Genomic DNA, 16,009 nt, shown 5'->3' on the forward strand with positions numbered 1-16,009 from the left:
GGACAGCAGGCCCTACCCGTCCCCCAGCACCACGACCCCGCCCGCCGCGAAGGCGACCCCCACCCCGGTCCCGACCTCGGGGGCCGCCGCCACGTCGCACTCCGCTTCCACCAACGGCCCTGCCGCAGGCCGCAGTTGGAGGGCCACATGGCTGCCCCGGAACGTACGCGAGACGACCTCGCAGGGCAGGCCGTCCCGCACGGGGACCAGTCGGACGCCGCCGGGGCGGATCAGCAGGCGCACCTCGCCCCGAGGGGAGTCCGGCGGGACCGGCACCTTCCCCCAGGGGGTGTCCGCCACTTCCCCCGCCACCGTCGCCGGCACCACGTTCTCGAAGCCGAGAAAGCGTGCCACGAACTCCGAGGCGGGTCGGCGCCAGACCTCGAGGGGCGTGCCGGCCTGCGCGATGCGGCCGTCCCGCATCACCACCACCCGGTCGGCCAGCGCGAACGCCTCGCCCTGGTCGTGGGTGACGGCCAGCACGGTGGTGCCCAACCGGCCGAAGAGCGAGCGGAGTTCGAGTACCAGGCGCTCGCGCAGGGTGCGGTCGAGCTGGCCCAGCGGCTCGTCCAGCATGAGCAGGCGCGGCGAGGGTGCCAGCGCGCGGGCCAGGGCGACGCGCTGCTGTTCGCCGCCGGACAGGGCGGCCACGGCCCGCCCGCCCGCACCGGGCAGTCCCACCAGGTCGAGCAACTCGCCGACCCTACGGTCCTGTTCCTCGCGCGAGGCGCCTCGCATGCGCAGCCCGAACGCCACGTTTCCGGCGACGTCGCGCTGCGGGAACAGCTGGTGGTCCTGGAACATCAGGCCGAGCCCGCGCTTGTGCACGGGCACCCCTGCCTGGTCGGCGCCGCCGAGCAACACCCGCCCGCTGTCCGGGGGTTGGAGGCCGGCCACGACTCGCAACAGCGTGGACTTGCCGCTGCCGCTCGGCCCGAGCACGCACACCGTCCGGTGCTCGGCGACCTCCAGGTCGACCGCGTCGAGCGCGGCCCTCCGTGCGAACCGTACGGTCACTTCGTCGAGCTTGAGCATCAGAACTCCCCGCTCCGGTCGGTCCGGATGCGTTCGAGGACGAGCAGCGACACCGCGCACACCACCATCAAAATCGTGCTGAGGGCCATCGCCTGGCCGTAGTTGAGGTCGCCGGCCCGGCCGAGGAGTCGGGCCACGGCGACGGGCAGCGTCGGGTGGTCGGGCCGTGCGATGAAGACCGTCGCCCCGAATTCGCCGAGCGAGACGGCGAAGGCGAAGCCCGCCGCGACGAGCAGGGCCCGGCGTACCAGGGGAAGGTCGACCTCGCGCCAGACGCGCAGCGGGGACGCGCCGAGCACGGCCGCCGCCTCGCGCAGGCGTCCGTCCACCGCGCGCAGCACGGGCAGCAGGATCCGCACGACGAAGGGCGTGCCCACCAGGGCCTGCGCGAGCGGCACCAGGATCCATGACGTTCTCAGGTCGAGCGGTGGCTCGTCGAGGGTGATGAGGAAGCCGAAGCCGACGGTCACGGCGGAGACACCGAGCGGCAGCATGAGGAGGGCGTCGAAGCCGCGCATGAGGCGGCCGCTGCCGCGCCGGGCCAGGGCGGCCGCCGCGAGCCCGCCGATGACGAGCGCGATCGTGGTGGCGGCGAGGGCGTACTGGAGCGAGTTCCCGATCGCCTCGATGGGCGGGACGAGGAAGCTGCCGTTGTCACCGGCGGCCTGGAGCGCCCGGTAGTAGCCGAATCCGTAGCCGTCGGGGGTGTCGAGGGAACGCTGGACGAGGACGCCGATGGGCAGCAGGATCAACAGCGCCACGACCATCAGGACCGAGCCGAGCAGGGCGCGTTGGCCGGCGCCGCGCGGCCGGCGTGCGGTGTGCGCCGGGTCGACCAGGGTGAGGGCGCTCTCGCGGCGGCGCACCGTCCAGGCGTGCACGGCGAGGATCAACCCGACCGCGGCGAACTGCGCGATCGTCAGGACGGCCGCGGTCGGCAGGTCGAGGAGTTCGGCGGTCTGGCGGTAGATCTCCACTTCGAGGGTGGAGAAGGTGGGGCCGCCGAGGATCTGGACGACGCCGAAGGAGGTGAAGGTGAAGAGGAAGACCATGAGGGCAGCGGCGGCCACCGCGGGGCCGAGCGCGGGCAGCGTGACCGTGCGCCAGGCCGCGAGGCGGGAGGCGCCGAGGACACGGGCGGCCTCCTCCTGACGGGGGTCGAGCTGCGACCACAGGCCGCCCACGGTGCGCACGACCACGGCGTAGTTGAAGAAGACGTGGGCGAGCAGGATCGCCCACACCGTGGTGTCCAGGCGTACCCCCCACAGCTGGTCGAGCAGGCCGCCGCGGCCGAGCAGTGCGAGGAAGGCGGTGCCGACGACGACGGTCGGCAGGACGAACGGGACGGTCACCACGGCCCGCAGGAGCTGCTTGCCGGGGAATTCGAGGCGCGCGAAGACGTAGGCGCCGGGCAGCGCGATCAGCAGGGTGAGCGCGGTGGAGGCGAGCGCCTGCCAGGTGGTGAACCACAGGACGTGGGCGATGTCGGGGTCGCTCAGGACCTCACCGATCCGGCCGAACCGCCAGACGCCGTCCGCCTTGAGCCCGCGGCCGACGATGGCGGCCACGGGCCAGGCGAAGAACAGCGCGAAGAACACGAGCGGCAGCGCCATGAGCGCGAAGCGCACCCCGCCGCGGCGCAGCGCACCGCGCCGCGCCGCGTTCGCCCGCGCCGGGCCTTCGGGGCGGTTGCCCTCGGGGCCGTTGCCGTCGGGGCGGTCTACTTCAGGACGAGCGAGGACCACGTCTTGACCCACTGGTCACGGTTCTTGGCGATCGTGTCGGGAGCGACGGTCGCCGGTTCGGTGATCTTCGCGCCGAACTTGGTGAACTCCGCGGGCACCGCGGCGTCCTTGGCGACCGGGTCCACGAACATCTGGAGCGGCATGTCCTCCTGGAACTTCTTGGAGATCAGGAAGTCCAGGAGCGCCTTGCCGCCGGCCTCGTTCTTCGCACCCTTGAGCAGGCCCGCGAACTCGGTCTGGCGAAAGCAGGTGCCGGTGGCGACGCCGGTGGGGGCCTCGGTGGGCTTGGGGTCGGCGTAGATCACTTCGGCGGGCGGGCTGGACGCGTAGGAGACGACCAGCGGCCGGTCGCCCTTGGCCTTCTTGCCGCCGGCGGAGCCGGAGAAGTCCGTGTTGTAGGCCTGCTCCCAGCCGTCCTCGACCTTGACGCCGTTGGCCTTCAGCTTCTTCCAGTAGTCCTGCCAGCCCGCGTCGCCGTACTTGGCGACCGAGCCGAGCATGAAGCCGAGGCCCGGGGACGAGGTCGCCACGTTCTCCGTGACGAGCAGGCTCTTGTACTCGGGCTTGATCAGGTCGTCGAAGGACTGCGGCGGGCTGAGCTTCTTGTCCGCGAAGTACTTCTTGTCGTAGTTGACGCAGATGTCGCCGGTGTCGATGGGCGTGACCCGGTGCTTGGCCTGGTCGAGCTGGTCCTCGGCGGGCACCCGGTCGAGGCCCTTGGCTTCGTACGGTGTGAAGATGCCGTTGTCCAGGGCGCGCGAGAGCAGGGTGTTGTCGACGCCGAAGAAGACGTCGCCGCGCGGGGAGCCCTTGGTGAGGATCTCCTGGTTGAGGGCGGCCCCGGCGTCCCCGCTCTTGAGCACCTTCACGGTGTAGCCGGTCTGGGCGGTGAACGCCTTGAGGACCGGGTCGGAGGCGTTGAAGGAGTCGTGGCTGACGAGCGTCACGGTCTTGCCGCCGGACCCACTGGCCGAGCCGGACGCCTTCGTGCCGTCCGAGCCGCCGCAGGCCGCGAGCGTGGCGACCCCGAGGGCGGCGGCGAGCGTGCCGGCCGCGAGCCTCTTGGTAGTGCGCATGTGTTCATTCCTCCTGGAGATGACCAGGAAGAGACGCGGCCCTGCCCGCACGACGCAAGGTCGTGCGGGCAGGGCGCAACAGCTTGAGTAATCGCCGAACTTCCTACCCCGAATGACCGGGGCAAGGTTCAGAGGGTCTGCGGTCCGTGTCCCTTGATCGGGCACCGCACTCTCAGCGCTGTGGCGCTCCCCTGTCGGAATATGCAGATGTTTCCAGCCAGGTTACACGGGCCCTGGGACGGGCCCCGGGCCGTTTCGCCGTTCGGACGCCGGCCCCGATCGCCGCCCGGCCGGGCACTCCGGCCGACGCGCCGGGCCGGCGCTCGGGCCCGTGCTCGGGTCAGCGCTCGGACGCGGCCAGCTGACCGCAGGCACCGTCGATCTCCTGGCCCCGGGTGTCACGGACGGTGACGGGTACGCCGTGGGCGGCGATGGCCTCGACGAACGCCTTCTCGTCCTCGGGCCGCGAGGCGGTCCACTTGGAGCCGGGCGTCGGGTTGAGCGGGATGAGGTTCACGTGCACCCGCTTGCCCTTGAGGAGCCGGCCGAGCAGGTCACCGCGCCACGCCTGGTCGTTGATGTCGCGGATCAGGGCGTACTCGATGGAGATGCGGCGCCCGGACTTCTCCGCGTACTCCCACGCCGCGTCGAGGACCTCGCGGACCTTCCAGCGGGTGTTGACCGGGACGAGGGTGTCGCGCAGCTCGTCGTCGGGGGCGTGCAGGCTCACGGCGAGGCGGCACTTGAAGCCCTCGTCGGCGAAGCGGTGCATGGCCGGGACCAGGCCCACGGTGGAGACGGTGATGCCGCGCTGGGACAGACCGAGGCCGTCGGGCTCGGGGTCGGTGAGGCGGCGGATCGAACCGACGACGCGCTTGTAGTTGGCGAGCGGCTCGCCCATGCCCATGAAGACGATGTTGGACAGGCGGGCCGGCCCGCCGGGCACCTCGCCGTCGCGCAGCGCGCGCATCCCGTCGACGATCTGGTGCACGATCTCGGCGGTCGACAGGTTGCGGTCGAGGCCCGCCTGGCCGGTGGCGCAGAACGGGCAGTTCATGCCGCAGCCGGCCTGCGAGGAGATGCACATCGTGACGCGGTCCGGGTAGCGCATCAGGACGGACTCGACGAGCGTGCCGTCGTGCAGCTTCCACAGCGTCTTGCGGGTGGTGTCGTCGTCGCAGGAGATGTGCCGCACGACGGTCATCAGGTCGGGCAGCAGCTCCTCCTGGAGCCGGCCGCGCGCGGCGAGCGGGATGTCCGTCCACTCCGCCGGGTCGTGGGCGTAGCGCGCGAAGTAGTGCTGCGAGAGCTGCTTGGCGCGGAACGGCTTCTCGCCGATCGCGGCGACGGCTTCCTTGCGCTCGGCGGGCGAGAGGTCGGCGAGGTGCCGCGGCGGCTGCTTCGCTCCGCGGGGTGCGGTGAAGGTGAGTTCTCCCGGGACGGGGCGTGCCATGAGCGGTAACTCCTCAGTACGACGAGGCCGGCGATCCCCGCTGGGCGCGGAGCAGGCGACGATACGGTGCCGAAGCCAGGAGACCTCACAGGTTCACCCCCGCAGACGCGGGGCCGAAAAGGGCGCGTCGCTCGCGAGCGACGCGCCCTTCAAGAGTAACCGGCGCCCGGTCAGCCCGTGCCGACGAAGACCGCGAGCAGCAACCACACCACCGGGGCCGTCGGCAGCAGGGAATCCAGCCGGTCCATGATGCCGCCGTGACCCGGGAGCAGGGTGCCCATGTCCTTGATGCCCAGGTCCCGCTTGATCATCGACTCGCCGAGGTCGCCGAGCGTGGCGCTCGCGGCGACCGCGAGGCCGAGCAGCAGGCCCTGCCACCAGGTGCCGTCGTCGATGAGGAACTGCATGCACAGGGCGCCCGCCACCATCGCGAACGACACCGCCCCGAACAGGCCCTCGCGGGTCTTCCCGGGGCTGATGCGCGGAGCGAGCTTGTGCTTGCCGAAGCGCCAGCCGATCGCGTACGCGCCCGTGTCGCTGACCACGGTCAGGAGCAGGAAGGTCAGCACCCGCCAGGGGCCGTCGTCCGCGGTGAGCAGCATCGCCACGAACGTGGCGAGGAACGGCACGTAGAACGCGGCGAAGACGCCCGCGGTGACGTCCCGCAGATAGTTCTCGGGCGGCTCGGTCATCCGCCACACGAGCACCGCGAGCGAGGTGAGCGCCATCGCCACCCACGCGCCCTCGGCGCCGCCGACGTACCCGGCCACGACCATCGCCGCGCCGCCCACCGCGAGCGGGACGAGCGGCGCCTTGATCTGCTTGCGCTCTTCGAGGCGGCTGGTCAGCTCCCACAGGCCGACGACGACGGCGACCGCGATGACGCCGACGAAGACGGCCTTGACGACGAACAGCGACGCGATGATCACCGCGCCCAGGGCTACGCCGACCCCTATCGCGGACCGCAGATCGCGACCCGCCCGCTTCTTCTCCGGCTGGGCGGGCACGGGCGGCGTGGGCGGGGTGCTTGCCATGGGCTCCTGCGGCGTCTCGTCGCGGAAGAGAGGACCGCCCGGCAGAGCGGTCCCCCGGTCACGTTCGTCGCGGTCTGCGGCGTGGTCGCCCGCGTCGGGCACGACGGGCATCTGCTGCGTCCGCGACACGGGCGGGGCGTCGTACGCATCGTATGCAGGTCCCGCCGGGAACGCCCCCTGGGAAGGCCCCTCGGGGGTTCCCCAGTAATCGGGCCTCGGCGGAGCCCCCCAGGAAGAGTCGTTCATCAGACCTCTAGCAGCTCGGCTTCCTTGTGCTTCAGCAGCTCGTCGACCTGCGCCACGTACTTGGCGGTGGTGTCGTCGAGCTCCTTCTCCGCACGGCGGACCTCGTCCTCGCCGGACTCCTTGTCCTTGACGAGCTTGTCGAGGGCGTCCTTGGCCTTGCGGCGCACGGCGCGGATCGACACCTTGGAGTCCTCGGCCTTGGTGCGCGCGACCTTGATGTAGTCCTTGCGGCGCTCCTCGGTCAGCTCCGGGAAGTTCACGCGGATGATGTTGCCGTCGTTGCTGGGGTTGACGCCCAGGTCGGAGTCGCGGATGGCCTGCTCGATGTTGCGCAGCGCGCTCTTGTCGAACGGGGTCACGACCGCCATGCGCGGCTCCGGCACCGAGAAGGAGGCCAGCTGGTTGATCGGCGTCAGCGCACCGTAGTAGTCCGCCACGATCTTGTTGAACATCGCCGGGTGCGCACGGCCGGTGCGGATCGCGGCGAAGTCCTCCTTGGCGACCACGACGGCCTTCTCCATCTTCTCCTCGGCCTCGAGGAGGGTTTCTTCGATCACCACTTGCTCCTGCATGTCTTGGGTGGGCCGGGAGTTCTCAGTGCGTCCTGAGGCCCTGGGCCCTGGATAACCAGCGTCTTTCCCTGCACGGTGTCCGACCGGCAGGGGATTGTCCATCCCCCGGTCAGGCCCGGGTGCCCTGGTCGCTCACGAGCGTGCCGATCTTCTCACCCTTGACGGCGCGCGCGATGTTTCCGGCCGTCACGAGCTCGAAGACGAGGATCGGAAGGTTGTTGTCGCGACACAGGGTGATCGCGGTCATGTCGGCGACCTTCAGGTCCCGGGTGATGACCTCGCCGTACTCCAGCGCGTCGAACTTCACCGCGTCGGGGTTGGTGCGGGGGTCGGAGTCGTAGACGCCGTCCACCCCGTTCTTGCCCATCAGCATCGCTTCGGCGTCGATCTCCAGGGCACGCTGAGCGGCAGTGGTGTCGGTGGAGAAGTACGGCATGCCCATGCCGGCGCCGAAGATGACGACGCGGCCCTTCTCCAGATGACGCACGGCCCGCAGCGGGATGTACGGCTCGGCGACCTGACCCATCGTGATGGCGGTCTGGACGCGCGAGTCGATGCCTTCCTTCTCCAGGAAGTCCTGGAGGGCGAGGCAGTTCATGACCGTCCCGAGCATGCCCATGTAGTCCGAGCGGGCCCGGTCCATACCGCGCTGCTGGAGCTCGGCGCCCCGGAAGAAGTTGCCGCCGCCGATGACGACGGCGATCTGCGCCCCGTCGCGCACGACGGCGGCGATCTCGCGGGCGATGTTGTGCACGACGTCGGGGTCGACACCGAGCGCCCCGCCGCCGGCGAACGCCTCACCGGAAAGCTTCAGCATGAAGCGCCCGGCCACCTTGCCGTCATCGCGCTTGTGGTCCGCCGAGTGATCGGCCTTGGCGGTGTCCGCGCCCTGATTCATGGGGATCTCCTCGTGCACATACGAAGAAGGCCATTGCCGGTGGGTACTCGTAGTCCCTAGCGGCAATGGCCTCCTCGTCAGATCTGCGGTCGTCCGTCGCGTGCGCGGCCGACGACTGCCTCAGACCCTAGCGGGGTCTAGTGTCGAACGCTGAACAGACTCAGATGCCGACCTTGATGCGCGAGAAGCGCTTCAGGGTGACACCGGCCTCCTTCAGAACCTGCTCGACGGACTTCTTGTTGTCGAGCGCGTACGGCTGGCCAAGGAGCGTGGCGTCCTTGAAGAAGCCGTTGACGCGACCCTCGACGATCTTCGGGAGCGCGGCCTCGGGCTTGCCCTCGGCGCGGGTGGTCTCCTCGGCGACGCGACGCTCGGTCTCGACGACCTCGGCCGGAACGTCCTCACGGGTGAGGTACTTCGGCGCGAAGGCGGCGATGTGCTGCGCGACGCCCTTGGCGATCTCGGCGTTGTCCTTGTCGAGCTCGACGAGAACACCGATCTGCGGGGGCAGGTCGGGCATCGTGCGGTGCATGTACGCGGAGACGAAACCGTCGGAGAACTGCGCGAAGCGGTCCAGGACGATCTTCTCGCCGAGGTTGGCGTTGGCCTCGTCGACGAACGCCTGAACGGTCTTGCCGGCCTCGATCTCGGAGGCGAGCAGCGCGGTCAGGTCGGCCGGGGAGGTGGCGGCGACGTGCTCGGCCAGCTTCGTGGCGACGGCCTGGAACTTGTCACCCTTGGCGACGAAGTCCGTCTCGCACTTCAGCTCGACCAGGACGCCGGAGGTCTTGTCCTCGGAGATGAGGGAGACGACGGCACCGTTCTCGGCAGAACGGCCCTCGCGCTTGGCGACGCCCTTCTGACCCTTGATGCGCAGGGCCTCGACGGCCTTGTCGACGTTGCCGTCGGCCTCGTCCAGGGCCTTCTTGCAGTCCATCATGCCGGCGCCGGTGAGCTCACGGAGCTTCTTGACGTCAGCGGCGGTGTAGTTCGCCATGAGTCTGTGTTTCTCTCTCGGAGTCTAGAAAGATCTACGAAGATCTGCGGGGCTACGGGTCGACGGCGGGGGCTTGTGGCCCCCGCCGTCAACTACCGAACCTGTGGGTCCCGGTTAAGGGTCAGGCCTGCTCGGCGTCCGCGGCCGGAGCCTCGGTGGCCTCCGCGGCCGGAGCCTCGGTGGCGTCCGCGGCGGGAGCCTCGGCCGGCTTCTCGGCCTCGGCGGCCGGAGCAGCCTCGGCCGCGGGGGCCGCAGCCTCGGCGGACTCCTCGGAGTCGGCCTTCTTGTCACCCTCGAGCAGGTCGCGCTCCCACTCGGCGAGCGGCTCGCCGGCCGCCTTCTCGCCCGGCTTCGAGTCGCCCGTGGCCGCACCGGAACGGGCGATGAGGCCCTCGGCGACGGCGTCGGCGATCACGCGGGTGAGCAGGGTGACGGAACGGATCGCGTCGTCGTTGCCCGGAATCTTGTAGTCGACCTCGTCGGGGTCGCAGTTCGTGTCGAGGATCGCGACGACCGGGATGTGGAGCTTGCGCGCCTCACCGACGGCGATGTGCTCCTTCTTGGTGTCGACGATCCAGACGGCGCTGGGAACCTTCGACATCTCACGGATACCACCGAGGGTCTTCTCCAGCTTGGCCTTCTCGCGCGAGAGGACCAGGAGCTCCTTCTTGGTGAGACCCGAGGCCGCGACGTCCTCGAAGTCGATCTGCTCGAGCTCCTTGAGGCGCTGCAGACGCTTGTAGACGGTGGAGAAGTTGGTCAGCATGCCGCCGAGCCAGCGCTGGTTGACGTAGGGCATGCCCACGCGCGTCGCCTGCTCGGCGATCGCTTCCTGCGCCTGCTTCTTGGTGCCGACGAACATGATGGAGCCGCCGTGCGCGACGGTCTCCTTGACGAACTCGTAGGCGCGGTCGATGTACGACAGCGACTGGAGCAGGTCGATGATGTAGATGCCGTTGCGCTCCGTGAAGATGAAGCGCTTCATCTTCGGGTTCCAACGACGGGTCTGGTGACCGAAGTGGACGCCGCTCTCCAGCAGCTCCCGCATCGTGACGACGGCCATGGCCGTACTCCTTGAGGTACTCGGTTACCGCGGCTGCCGGTCGGCCGCCGCGCCTGACGCCCCGGTGCGCCGTGCCCTGAACCCCGCGAGGGTGAGGACCGAGAGACGCGGCCGGCGATAGTGGTGAGACCGCCGGCGGGGCGTGCGAAGTCGATCCGGTGACCCGGATCGCCACAAGAAGTGTACGGGACCCGCACAGTGCCGGGTGACGGCGCTGTCCACAACCGCCCGGTACTCCACAGATCAGCACCAAGATCCCCCCGCGGGCCACCCCGGCGGGACCCTGAACCCATGTACCGAGCACTCCTCCTCCTCGCCCTGACCGCCGCCGGCTGGCCGGTGATCCCGCCCGACGTCGTCCACCCCTGGGCCCCGCCGGCCACGCCCTACGGCCCCGGACACCGAGGCATCGACCTGGCCGCTCCCCCGGGCACACCGGTCCGGGCGGCCGCCGCGGGCCGCGTCACCTTCGCCGGCCGGGTCGCGGGACAGGGAGTCCTCACCATCACCCTGCCCGGCAGCGCCGCCCCACCACTGAGAACCACCTATGAACCAGTGAGCCCCCTGGTCACCGAGGGCGCCACCGTCACCGCGGGCCAGGTGGTGGCCACCACGACCGACACCCCGTCCCACTGCCCCACGGGCTGCCTCCACTGGGGCCTCCTGAGAGGCCGGGCCTACCTGAACCCGCTCCTCCTGCTCCACCGCACCGCACCGTCACGACTGCTGCCGGTGGTGGGGGTGGCTGAGCCGGGGTGAGAAGAGGGGGGGGGGGGGGGGGGGGGGCGGGGGGGGCGGGGGGGGCGGGGGGGGCGGGGGGGCGGGGGGGGCGGGGGGGGCGGGGGGGCGGGGGGGGCGGGGGGGGCCCCCCCCGATGGTCAGCCTTCGACGCCGCGCAGTGCCATGCCCACCGCCGCGTCCGCGATGGCGGCGGGGGATTCGGTGGGGCTCTGCTCGATGCGGCGGACCGCGGCGTCGACGATGCCCTGGAGCAGGACCGCGGCCAGGCGGGGCTGGTCGTGGCCGAGGTCGGCGAGGGCTTCGACGATCATGGCGATGAGGCCACCGTGGGCGGCGCGGATCTTCTCGCGGGCGCCGGCGTCGAGTTCACTGGCCGAGATGGCGACGACGGCCCGGTGGCGCTGGTCGCCGACGAGGCCGAGCTGATGGCGTACGTACGCCTCGACCTTGCCGGCGGGGGTGTCGGCGCGCTGCATCGCGCCTTCGATCTCGTCGGCCCACAGCGGGAAGTCGACGGCGCAGAGTTCCTCGACGACCGCGGCGCGCGAGCGGAAGTACTCGTACACGGAGGAGCGGGCGAGGCCCGTGCGCTCGGCCAGGGCCGGGAACGTCAGTGCTTCCGTCCCGCCTTCGGACAGCAGGGAGCGTGCGGCGTCGAGGAGGGCGTCACGCTGCATGGTGCGGTGCTCGGCCACGGAGGCCGCTCGGATCCTGGGCACTGTTCCACTTTACGGCCGGGCCGCCGCGGCGATCGGCAGGGACGATTCACCGGGTGACGGTTCACCGGGTCCCGCCTCATCGCCCGACATCGGCGAGCTTGGCCCGGAGCTGGAGCACCGACTTGGTGTGGATCTGGCTGACCCGGCTTTCGGTGACGCCCAGGACGTTGCCGATCTCGGCGAGGGTGAGGCCTTCGTAGTAGTAGAGCGTGACGACGGTCTTCTCGCGCTCGGGGAGTGTGTTGATGGCGCGGGCCAGGAGCCGGCGCAGCTCGCGGTCCTCGGCGACCTCGACGGGGTCGTCGGCGGAGGTGTCCTCAAGGGTGTCCATGAGGCTGAGCCGGTCGCCGTTCTCCCCGCCGACGTGCAGCAGCTCTTCGAGGGCCACCACGTTCGCGAGCGACAACTGGCTGAAGACCGCGTGCAGTTCCTCCACCGCGATGCCCATCTCGGCGGCCACCTCCAGCTCGGACGGGGTGCGTCTGAGCTGGGCTTCGAGGGTCGCGTAGGCGCGTTCCACGGCGCGCGCCTTCTGGCGCACGGAGCGTGGGATCCAGTCGAGGGCGCGCAGTTCGTCGATCATCGCGCCGCGGATGCGGGTGATGGCGTACGTCTCGAACTTGATGGCGCGCTCGATGTCGAACTTCTCGATGGCGTCGATGAGGCCGAAGACTCCGGAGGAGACGAAGTCGGCCTGCTCGACGTTGGGGGGCAGGCCGACGCTCACGCGTCCCGCGACGTACTTGACGAGGGGCGAGTAGTGGAGGATCAGCTGCTCGCGCAGGCGCTCGTCGCCGGTGGCCTTGTACGACCGCCACAGCTCGTCGACGGACGAGGGTGCCGGTGGCCGCACGGTGCCGCTGCCGCGGGCAGCGGGGGGCACTGCCGTGCGGTCAGACCCGGAGGTGTGCTGGGGCATGCGTTGCCTTGAGCCGTTCTGCTGTGCCGTTAGCGGGGGCTGTTTTCGGTCGGGAGCTCCGTGAGCGTAGCGTGACTGCGCGGTCGCGGTGCGCTAAGGGCGGGTGCGCGGGCGCGGCCGTTGGCCGGCGTCGGGGCGCACCCGCAGGTGGTGGCCGTCGCGCCGCGCGCGGGCCCCGAAAGCGCTGTTGTGCGGCCCGCGGTGGACATCGCTCCTCACCTTGTCACCCGAATGCCCCAGGTCAAGCACCGCCTCGCCGCGCGCCTGCGGGGCGCAGTGCGCCGGACGTCAACTTCCAGCCGTCGCCGACCCGTTCGACGAATTCGAGGGAGTGCAGTTCGTAGAGCCGGCCGAGCGCTTCGTCGGCGCTGGTGCCGGCTTCCCTCGCGATGTCCCGTACGCCGGCCGTGCCGCGTGCGGGCAGTGCTTCCAGTACGCGGGCCGCGCCGGGCGCGAGGAGGTCGCGGGGCAGGACGGGGCCGCGCCGCGCGGGGGCGAGCTCGCCCATGTCTCCGACGAGTTCGACGACTTCCTCGGCGTCGGTGACCAGGATCGCTTCGCCGCGCAGCAGTTCGTGGACGCCGGCCGAGAGCCCGCTGGTGGCGGGGCCGGGCACTCCCATGGTGAAGCGTCCGAGTCTCTGTGCGGCGCGGGCCGTGACGAGCGAGCCGCTGCGGTATTCGGCTTCCACGACGACGGTCCCCCGGGTGAGGGCGGCGATGACGCGGTTGCGTAGGACGAATCTGCTGGGCGTGGGGTGGTCGCCGGGCGGTAATTCCCCCACGAGGAGGCCCTGTTCGGCGATGCGTCCGATCAACTCGGCGTGTCCGCTCGGGTAGACGACGTCGACGCCGCAGGCGAGGACGGCGACGGTGGCGCCCCCCGCGGCGAGGGCGCCGCGGTGCACGGCTCCGTCGATGCCGGCGGCCGCTCCTGATACGACGACCCATCCTTTTTCGGCGAGGCCTGAGCCCAGGACGGCGCCCATGTGGGCTCCGTAGGGGGTGCAGGCGCGGGCGCCCACGACGGCGACGGAACGCAGCGCCCACATTCGCAGGTCGGGGTGGCCTCGCACCCAGAGGCCGACGGGCCGGGTGTCGGCGAGGTCGTCGAGTTGCCGGGGCCATTCCTCGTCGCCGGGGACGAGGAATCTGGCGCCGGCGGCCGCGGCGGTCTCCAGGTCGCGCTCGGGGTCGGCGAGGGCGGCTCGGCGGCGGTGGCCTTCGAGCCGTGCGGGGCTGGCTCCTGGCAGGTCGTCCTCGGGGCCGCGCGGGCTTGTGAGGCGGCGCAGGAGGCCGGCGGCGCCGTAGGTGCGCAGCCAGCGGCCGCCGCGTTCGTCGCCCGGCTCGATGATGCGGGTGAGGGCGGCTCTGGCGAGGCGTTCCTCGCCGCTGTGCGGGGCGTTCACGGCATGCTCCCGGCCGGCATGGGGGTGCCTCGGGAGATGCCGGTGCGCAGTTCGAGGGCGAGGGCGACGTGGCGTTCGTCGGGCCGGTCGTCGCCTGCGAGGTCGGCGACGGTCCAGGCGACCCGTAGGACGCGGTCGAGTCCGCGGGCGGTGAGCAGGCCGCGTTCCATGTCGCGTTCGGCGCCGGTGAGGGCGCCGGGTGCGGTGAGCCAGCGGGTGCGCAGTTCGTGTCCGGGGACTTCGCTGTTGCTGCTCCATGGGGTGTCGGCGAGGCGGGCCGCGGTGCGTTCGCGTGCGGCCATGACGCGTTCGGCGACGCGGGCGCTGGGTTCGCCGCGGCCGCCTCCGCCGAGGAGGTCTTCGCGGCGTACGGGTTCGACTTCGACGCGCAGGTCGACGCGGTCGAGGAGGGGGCCGGAGAGTCTGGCCTGGTAGCGGCGGATCATGGACGCGGGGCATTCGCAGCCCGCTCCGTGCAGGGTGTGCCGTCCGCAGGGGCAGGGGTTGGCGGCGAGGATCATCTGGAAGCGGGCCGGCAGCCGGATCACTCCGGCGCTGCGGGCGATGACGACGTGTCCCGATTCGAGGGGTTGGCGCAGGGCGTCGAGGGCTTTTCCGGCGAATTCGGGTGCTTCGTCCAGAAAGAGGACTCCTCTGTGCGCGACGGAGACGGCGCCGGGGCGTGGCAGGCCGTTGCCGCCGCCGACGAGGGACTGCATGGTCGCCGAGTGGTGGGGGGCGCAGTAGGGGGCGCGGCGGACGAGGGGTTCGCCGGGCGGCAGGATTCCCGCGACCGAGTGGACGGCGGTGACTTCGAGGGATTCCTGGCGGGAGAGGGGCGGCAGGATGCCGGGCAGTCGTTCGGCGAGCATCGTCTTGCCCGCGCCGGGTGGGCCGGAGAGCAGGAGGTGGTGGCCGCCCGCGGCGGCGATTTCGAGGGCGGCGCGGGCGGCGTGCTGGCCCGCGACGTCGATGAGGTCGAGGTCGGCGTCGCGCGGGCCGGGCGAGAGTCCGGTGCCGGCTCCGGCGCCGGGCACCACGAGCCCGGCGAGCATGGCGTCGGGACGGCCCTTCTCGGCGGGTTCTTCCTCCGGTACGGGTTCGTCGGTGAGGACGGCGACGAGTTGGCGCAGGCTGCGGACGCCCAGGACGGAGATGCCGGGGACGAGGCTCGCCTCCGCGGCGGTCTGTTCGGGAACGACGACCTGTTCGTATCCGGCTTCGGCCGCGGCGAGCACGGCGGGCAGGATGCCGCGTACGGGCCGTACGCGTCCGTCGAGACCGAGCTCGCCGATCATGACGAGGTCGGTGAGCTCCCGGGGGTCGATTCGTTCGGCGGCGCCGAGGACGGCGCAGGCGATGGCCAGGTCGAAGCCGGCGCCGCTCTTGGGGACCGATGCCGGGCTGAGCCCGACGGTGAGTTTCTTCTGGGGCCAGGTGTCACCGGAGTTGACGACGGCGGCCCGGACCCGGTCGCGGCTCTCCGCGAGGCTCTTGTCGGGGAGGCCGACGAGGGTGAAGGCGGCGACGCCGGGTTCGAGGTCGGCCTGGACCTCGACGACGACTCCTTCGACGCCGACGAGGGCGACCGAGCAGGTGCGTGCGAATCCCATGTCAGGCCACTCCCCGCACGTGTTCGGCGCGTGGGGCGCCCTTGCCGGGCAGGACGACTCCGACGACGTCGATGCGTACGCCGCCGGGCGGTGGACCTCCGTGGCGGGCGAGCCAGAGGCCGGCCAGACGTTTGAGCCGGTCGGCCTTGACGGGGGTGACGGCGGCCATCGGGTGTTCGTAGGCGCCGGTCCTGCGGGTCTTGACCTCGCAGATGACGAGCACGGGCCCGCCGGGCGCCGTGTCGTCGTGGGCGACGATGTCGATCTCGCCGGCCCTGCCGCACCGCCAGTTGCGTTCGAGGACCGTCATTCCGGCCGCTTCGAGCAGCCGTACCGCCAGGTCTTCGCCGTATTTCCCGAGTGCTCCGCGAGCGTTCATCCGGCACCACCTCCGGCACCGACTCTCACGCAACCCGCGGAACCGAGTGGATCTTGGTGGACAACCGGGCGGTTGTGGAAAACCCCGCCACCCGAAGGGGGCCTTCCGCGA

At 71.2% G+C, this 16,009-nt stretch carries 15 protein-coding genes; 1 reads left to right on the forward strand and 14 read right to left on the reverse strand.

From position 1 onward, the window contains the following. Positions 1-12: 12 nt before the first annotated feature. The 9 genes from OG432_RS07575 to rpsB all read right to left on the reverse strand — a co-directional run bounded on the left by OG432_RS07575 (position 13) and on the right by rpsB (position 10,119). A complete protein-coding gene (locus OG432_RS07575; RefSeq protein ID WP_328309021.1) occupies positions 13-1,035 on the reverse strand; it encodes an ABC transporter ATP-binding protein in 1,023 nt (340 codons plus the stop codon). Beyond that, complete coding sequence (locus OG432_RS07580) at positions 1,035-2,648, reverse strand: ABC transporter permease (RefSeq protein ID WP_328315035.1); 1,614 nt, start codon at positions 2,646-2,648, stop codon at positions 1,035-1,037. The genes OG432_RS07575 and OG432_RS07580 overlap by 1 nt, the downstream gene beginning before the upstream one ends. A gap of 107 nt (positions 2,649-2,755) precedes the next feature. Further along, on the reverse strand, positions 2,756-3,856 hold the full coding sequence (locus tag OG432_RS07585) for a thiamine ABC transporter substrate-binding protein (protein WP_328309023.1): 1,101 nt from the start codon (positions 3,854-3,856) through the stop codon (positions 2,756-2,758). A 340-nt stretch (positions 3,857-4,196) separates the two neighbouring features. After that, on the reverse strand, positions 4,197-5,309 hold the full coding sequence (gene rlmN, locus OG432_RS07590) for a 23S rRNA (adenine(2503)-C(2))-methyltransferase RlmN (RefSeq protein WP_328309025.1): 1,113 nt from the start codon (positions 5,307-5,309) through the stop codon (positions 4,197-4,199). Between the two features lie 170 nt (positions 5,310-5,479). Then, complete coding sequence (locus OG432_RS07595) at positions 5,480-6,589, reverse strand: phosphatidate cytidylyltransferase (RefSeq protein ID WP_328309027.1); 1,110 nt, start codon at positions 6,587-6,589, stop codon at positions 5,480-5,482. Then, positions 6,589-7,146, reverse strand: coding sequence for a ribosome recycling factor (gene frr / locus OG432_RS07600; RefSeq protein ID WP_328309029.1), 558 nt, complete (start codon positions 7,144-7,146; stop codon positions 6,589-6,591). The genes OG432_RS07595 and frr overlap by 1 nt, the downstream gene beginning before the upstream one ends. A 124-nt stretch (positions 7,147-7,270) precedes the next feature. Beyond that, positions 7,271-8,059 carry a UMP kinase gene (gene pyrH / locus OG432_RS07605; protein WP_328309030.1) on the reverse strand — a complete coding sequence of 263 codons (789 nt, stop codon included), beginning with the start codon at positions 8,057-8,059 and terminating at the stop codon, positions 7,271-7,273. A gap of 160 nt (positions 8,060-8,219) precedes the next feature. Continuing rightward, the gene (gene tsf, locus OG432_RS07610) at positions 8,220-9,056 is read right to left on the reverse strand and encodes a translation elongation factor Ts (RefSeq protein WP_328309032.1); all 837 of its coding nucleotides are present in this window, start codon (positions 9,054-9,056) and stop codon (positions 8,220-8,222) included. Positions 9,057-9,177: 121 nt separating this feature from the next. Further along, entirely contained in the window at positions 9,178-10,119 is a 942-nt protein-coding gene (rpsB, locus tag OG432_RS07615) for a 30S ribosomal protein S2 (protein ID WP_328309034.1), read from the reverse strand. A 291-nt stretch (positions 10,120-10,410) separates the two neighbouring features. Between rpsB and OG432_RS07620 the strand changes: the two genes are divergently transcribed. Continuing rightward, positions 10,411-10,878, forward strand: coding sequence for a murein hydrolase activator EnvC family protein (locus OG432_RS07620; RefSeq protein ID WP_328309036.1), 468 nt, complete (start codon positions 10,411-10,413; stop codon positions 10,876-10,878). 119 nt (positions 10,879-10,997) lie between these two features. On the opposite strand, the gene OG432_RS07625 is transcribed toward OG432_RS07620, so the two are convergent. The 5 genes from OG432_RS07625 to OG432_RS07645 form a co-directional block, all read right to left on the reverse strand. Beyond that, positions 10,998-11,555: a TetR/AcrR family transcriptional regulator gene (locus OG432_RS07625; RefSeq protein WP_328315036.1), complete on the reverse strand. Its 558-nt coding sequence runs from the start codon at positions 11,553-11,555 to the stop codon at positions 10,998-11,000. A 100-nt stretch (positions 11,556-11,655) separates the two neighbouring features. Beyond that, positions 11,656-12,498, reverse strand: coding sequence for an RNA polymerase sigma factor WhiG (whiG, locus tag OG432_RS07630; RefSeq protein WP_328309038.1), 843 nt, complete (start codon positions 12,496-12,498; stop codon positions 11,656-11,658). A 241-nt stretch (positions 12,499-12,739) separates the two neighbouring features. After that, positions 12,740-13,906, reverse strand: coding sequence for a DNA-processing protein DprA (gene dprA / locus OG432_RS07635; RefSeq protein ID WP_328309040.1), 1,167 nt, complete (start codon positions 13,904-13,906; stop codon positions 12,740-12,742). After that, positions 13,903-15,519: a YifB family Mg chelatase-like AAA ATPase gene (locus OG432_RS07640; protein ID WP_328309042.1), complete on the reverse strand. Its 1,617-nt coding sequence runs from the start codon at positions 15,517-15,519 to the stop codon at positions 13,903-13,905. Before OG432_RS07640 ends, dprA begins: the two co-directional genes overlap by 4 nt. A gap of 1 nt (position 15,520) precedes the next feature. Further along, complete coding sequence (locus OG432_RS07645) at positions 15,521-15,898, reverse strand: YraN family protein (RefSeq protein ID WP_328309044.1); 378 nt, start codon at positions 15,896-15,898, stop codon at positions 15,521-15,523. Positions 15,899-16,009: the final 111 nt, after the last annotated feature.

It is taken from the genome of Streptomyces sp. NBC_00442 (assembly GCF_036014195.1).
Classification (GTDB): Bacteria; Actinomycetota; Actinomycetes; order Streptomycetales; family Streptomycetaceae; genus Streptomyces.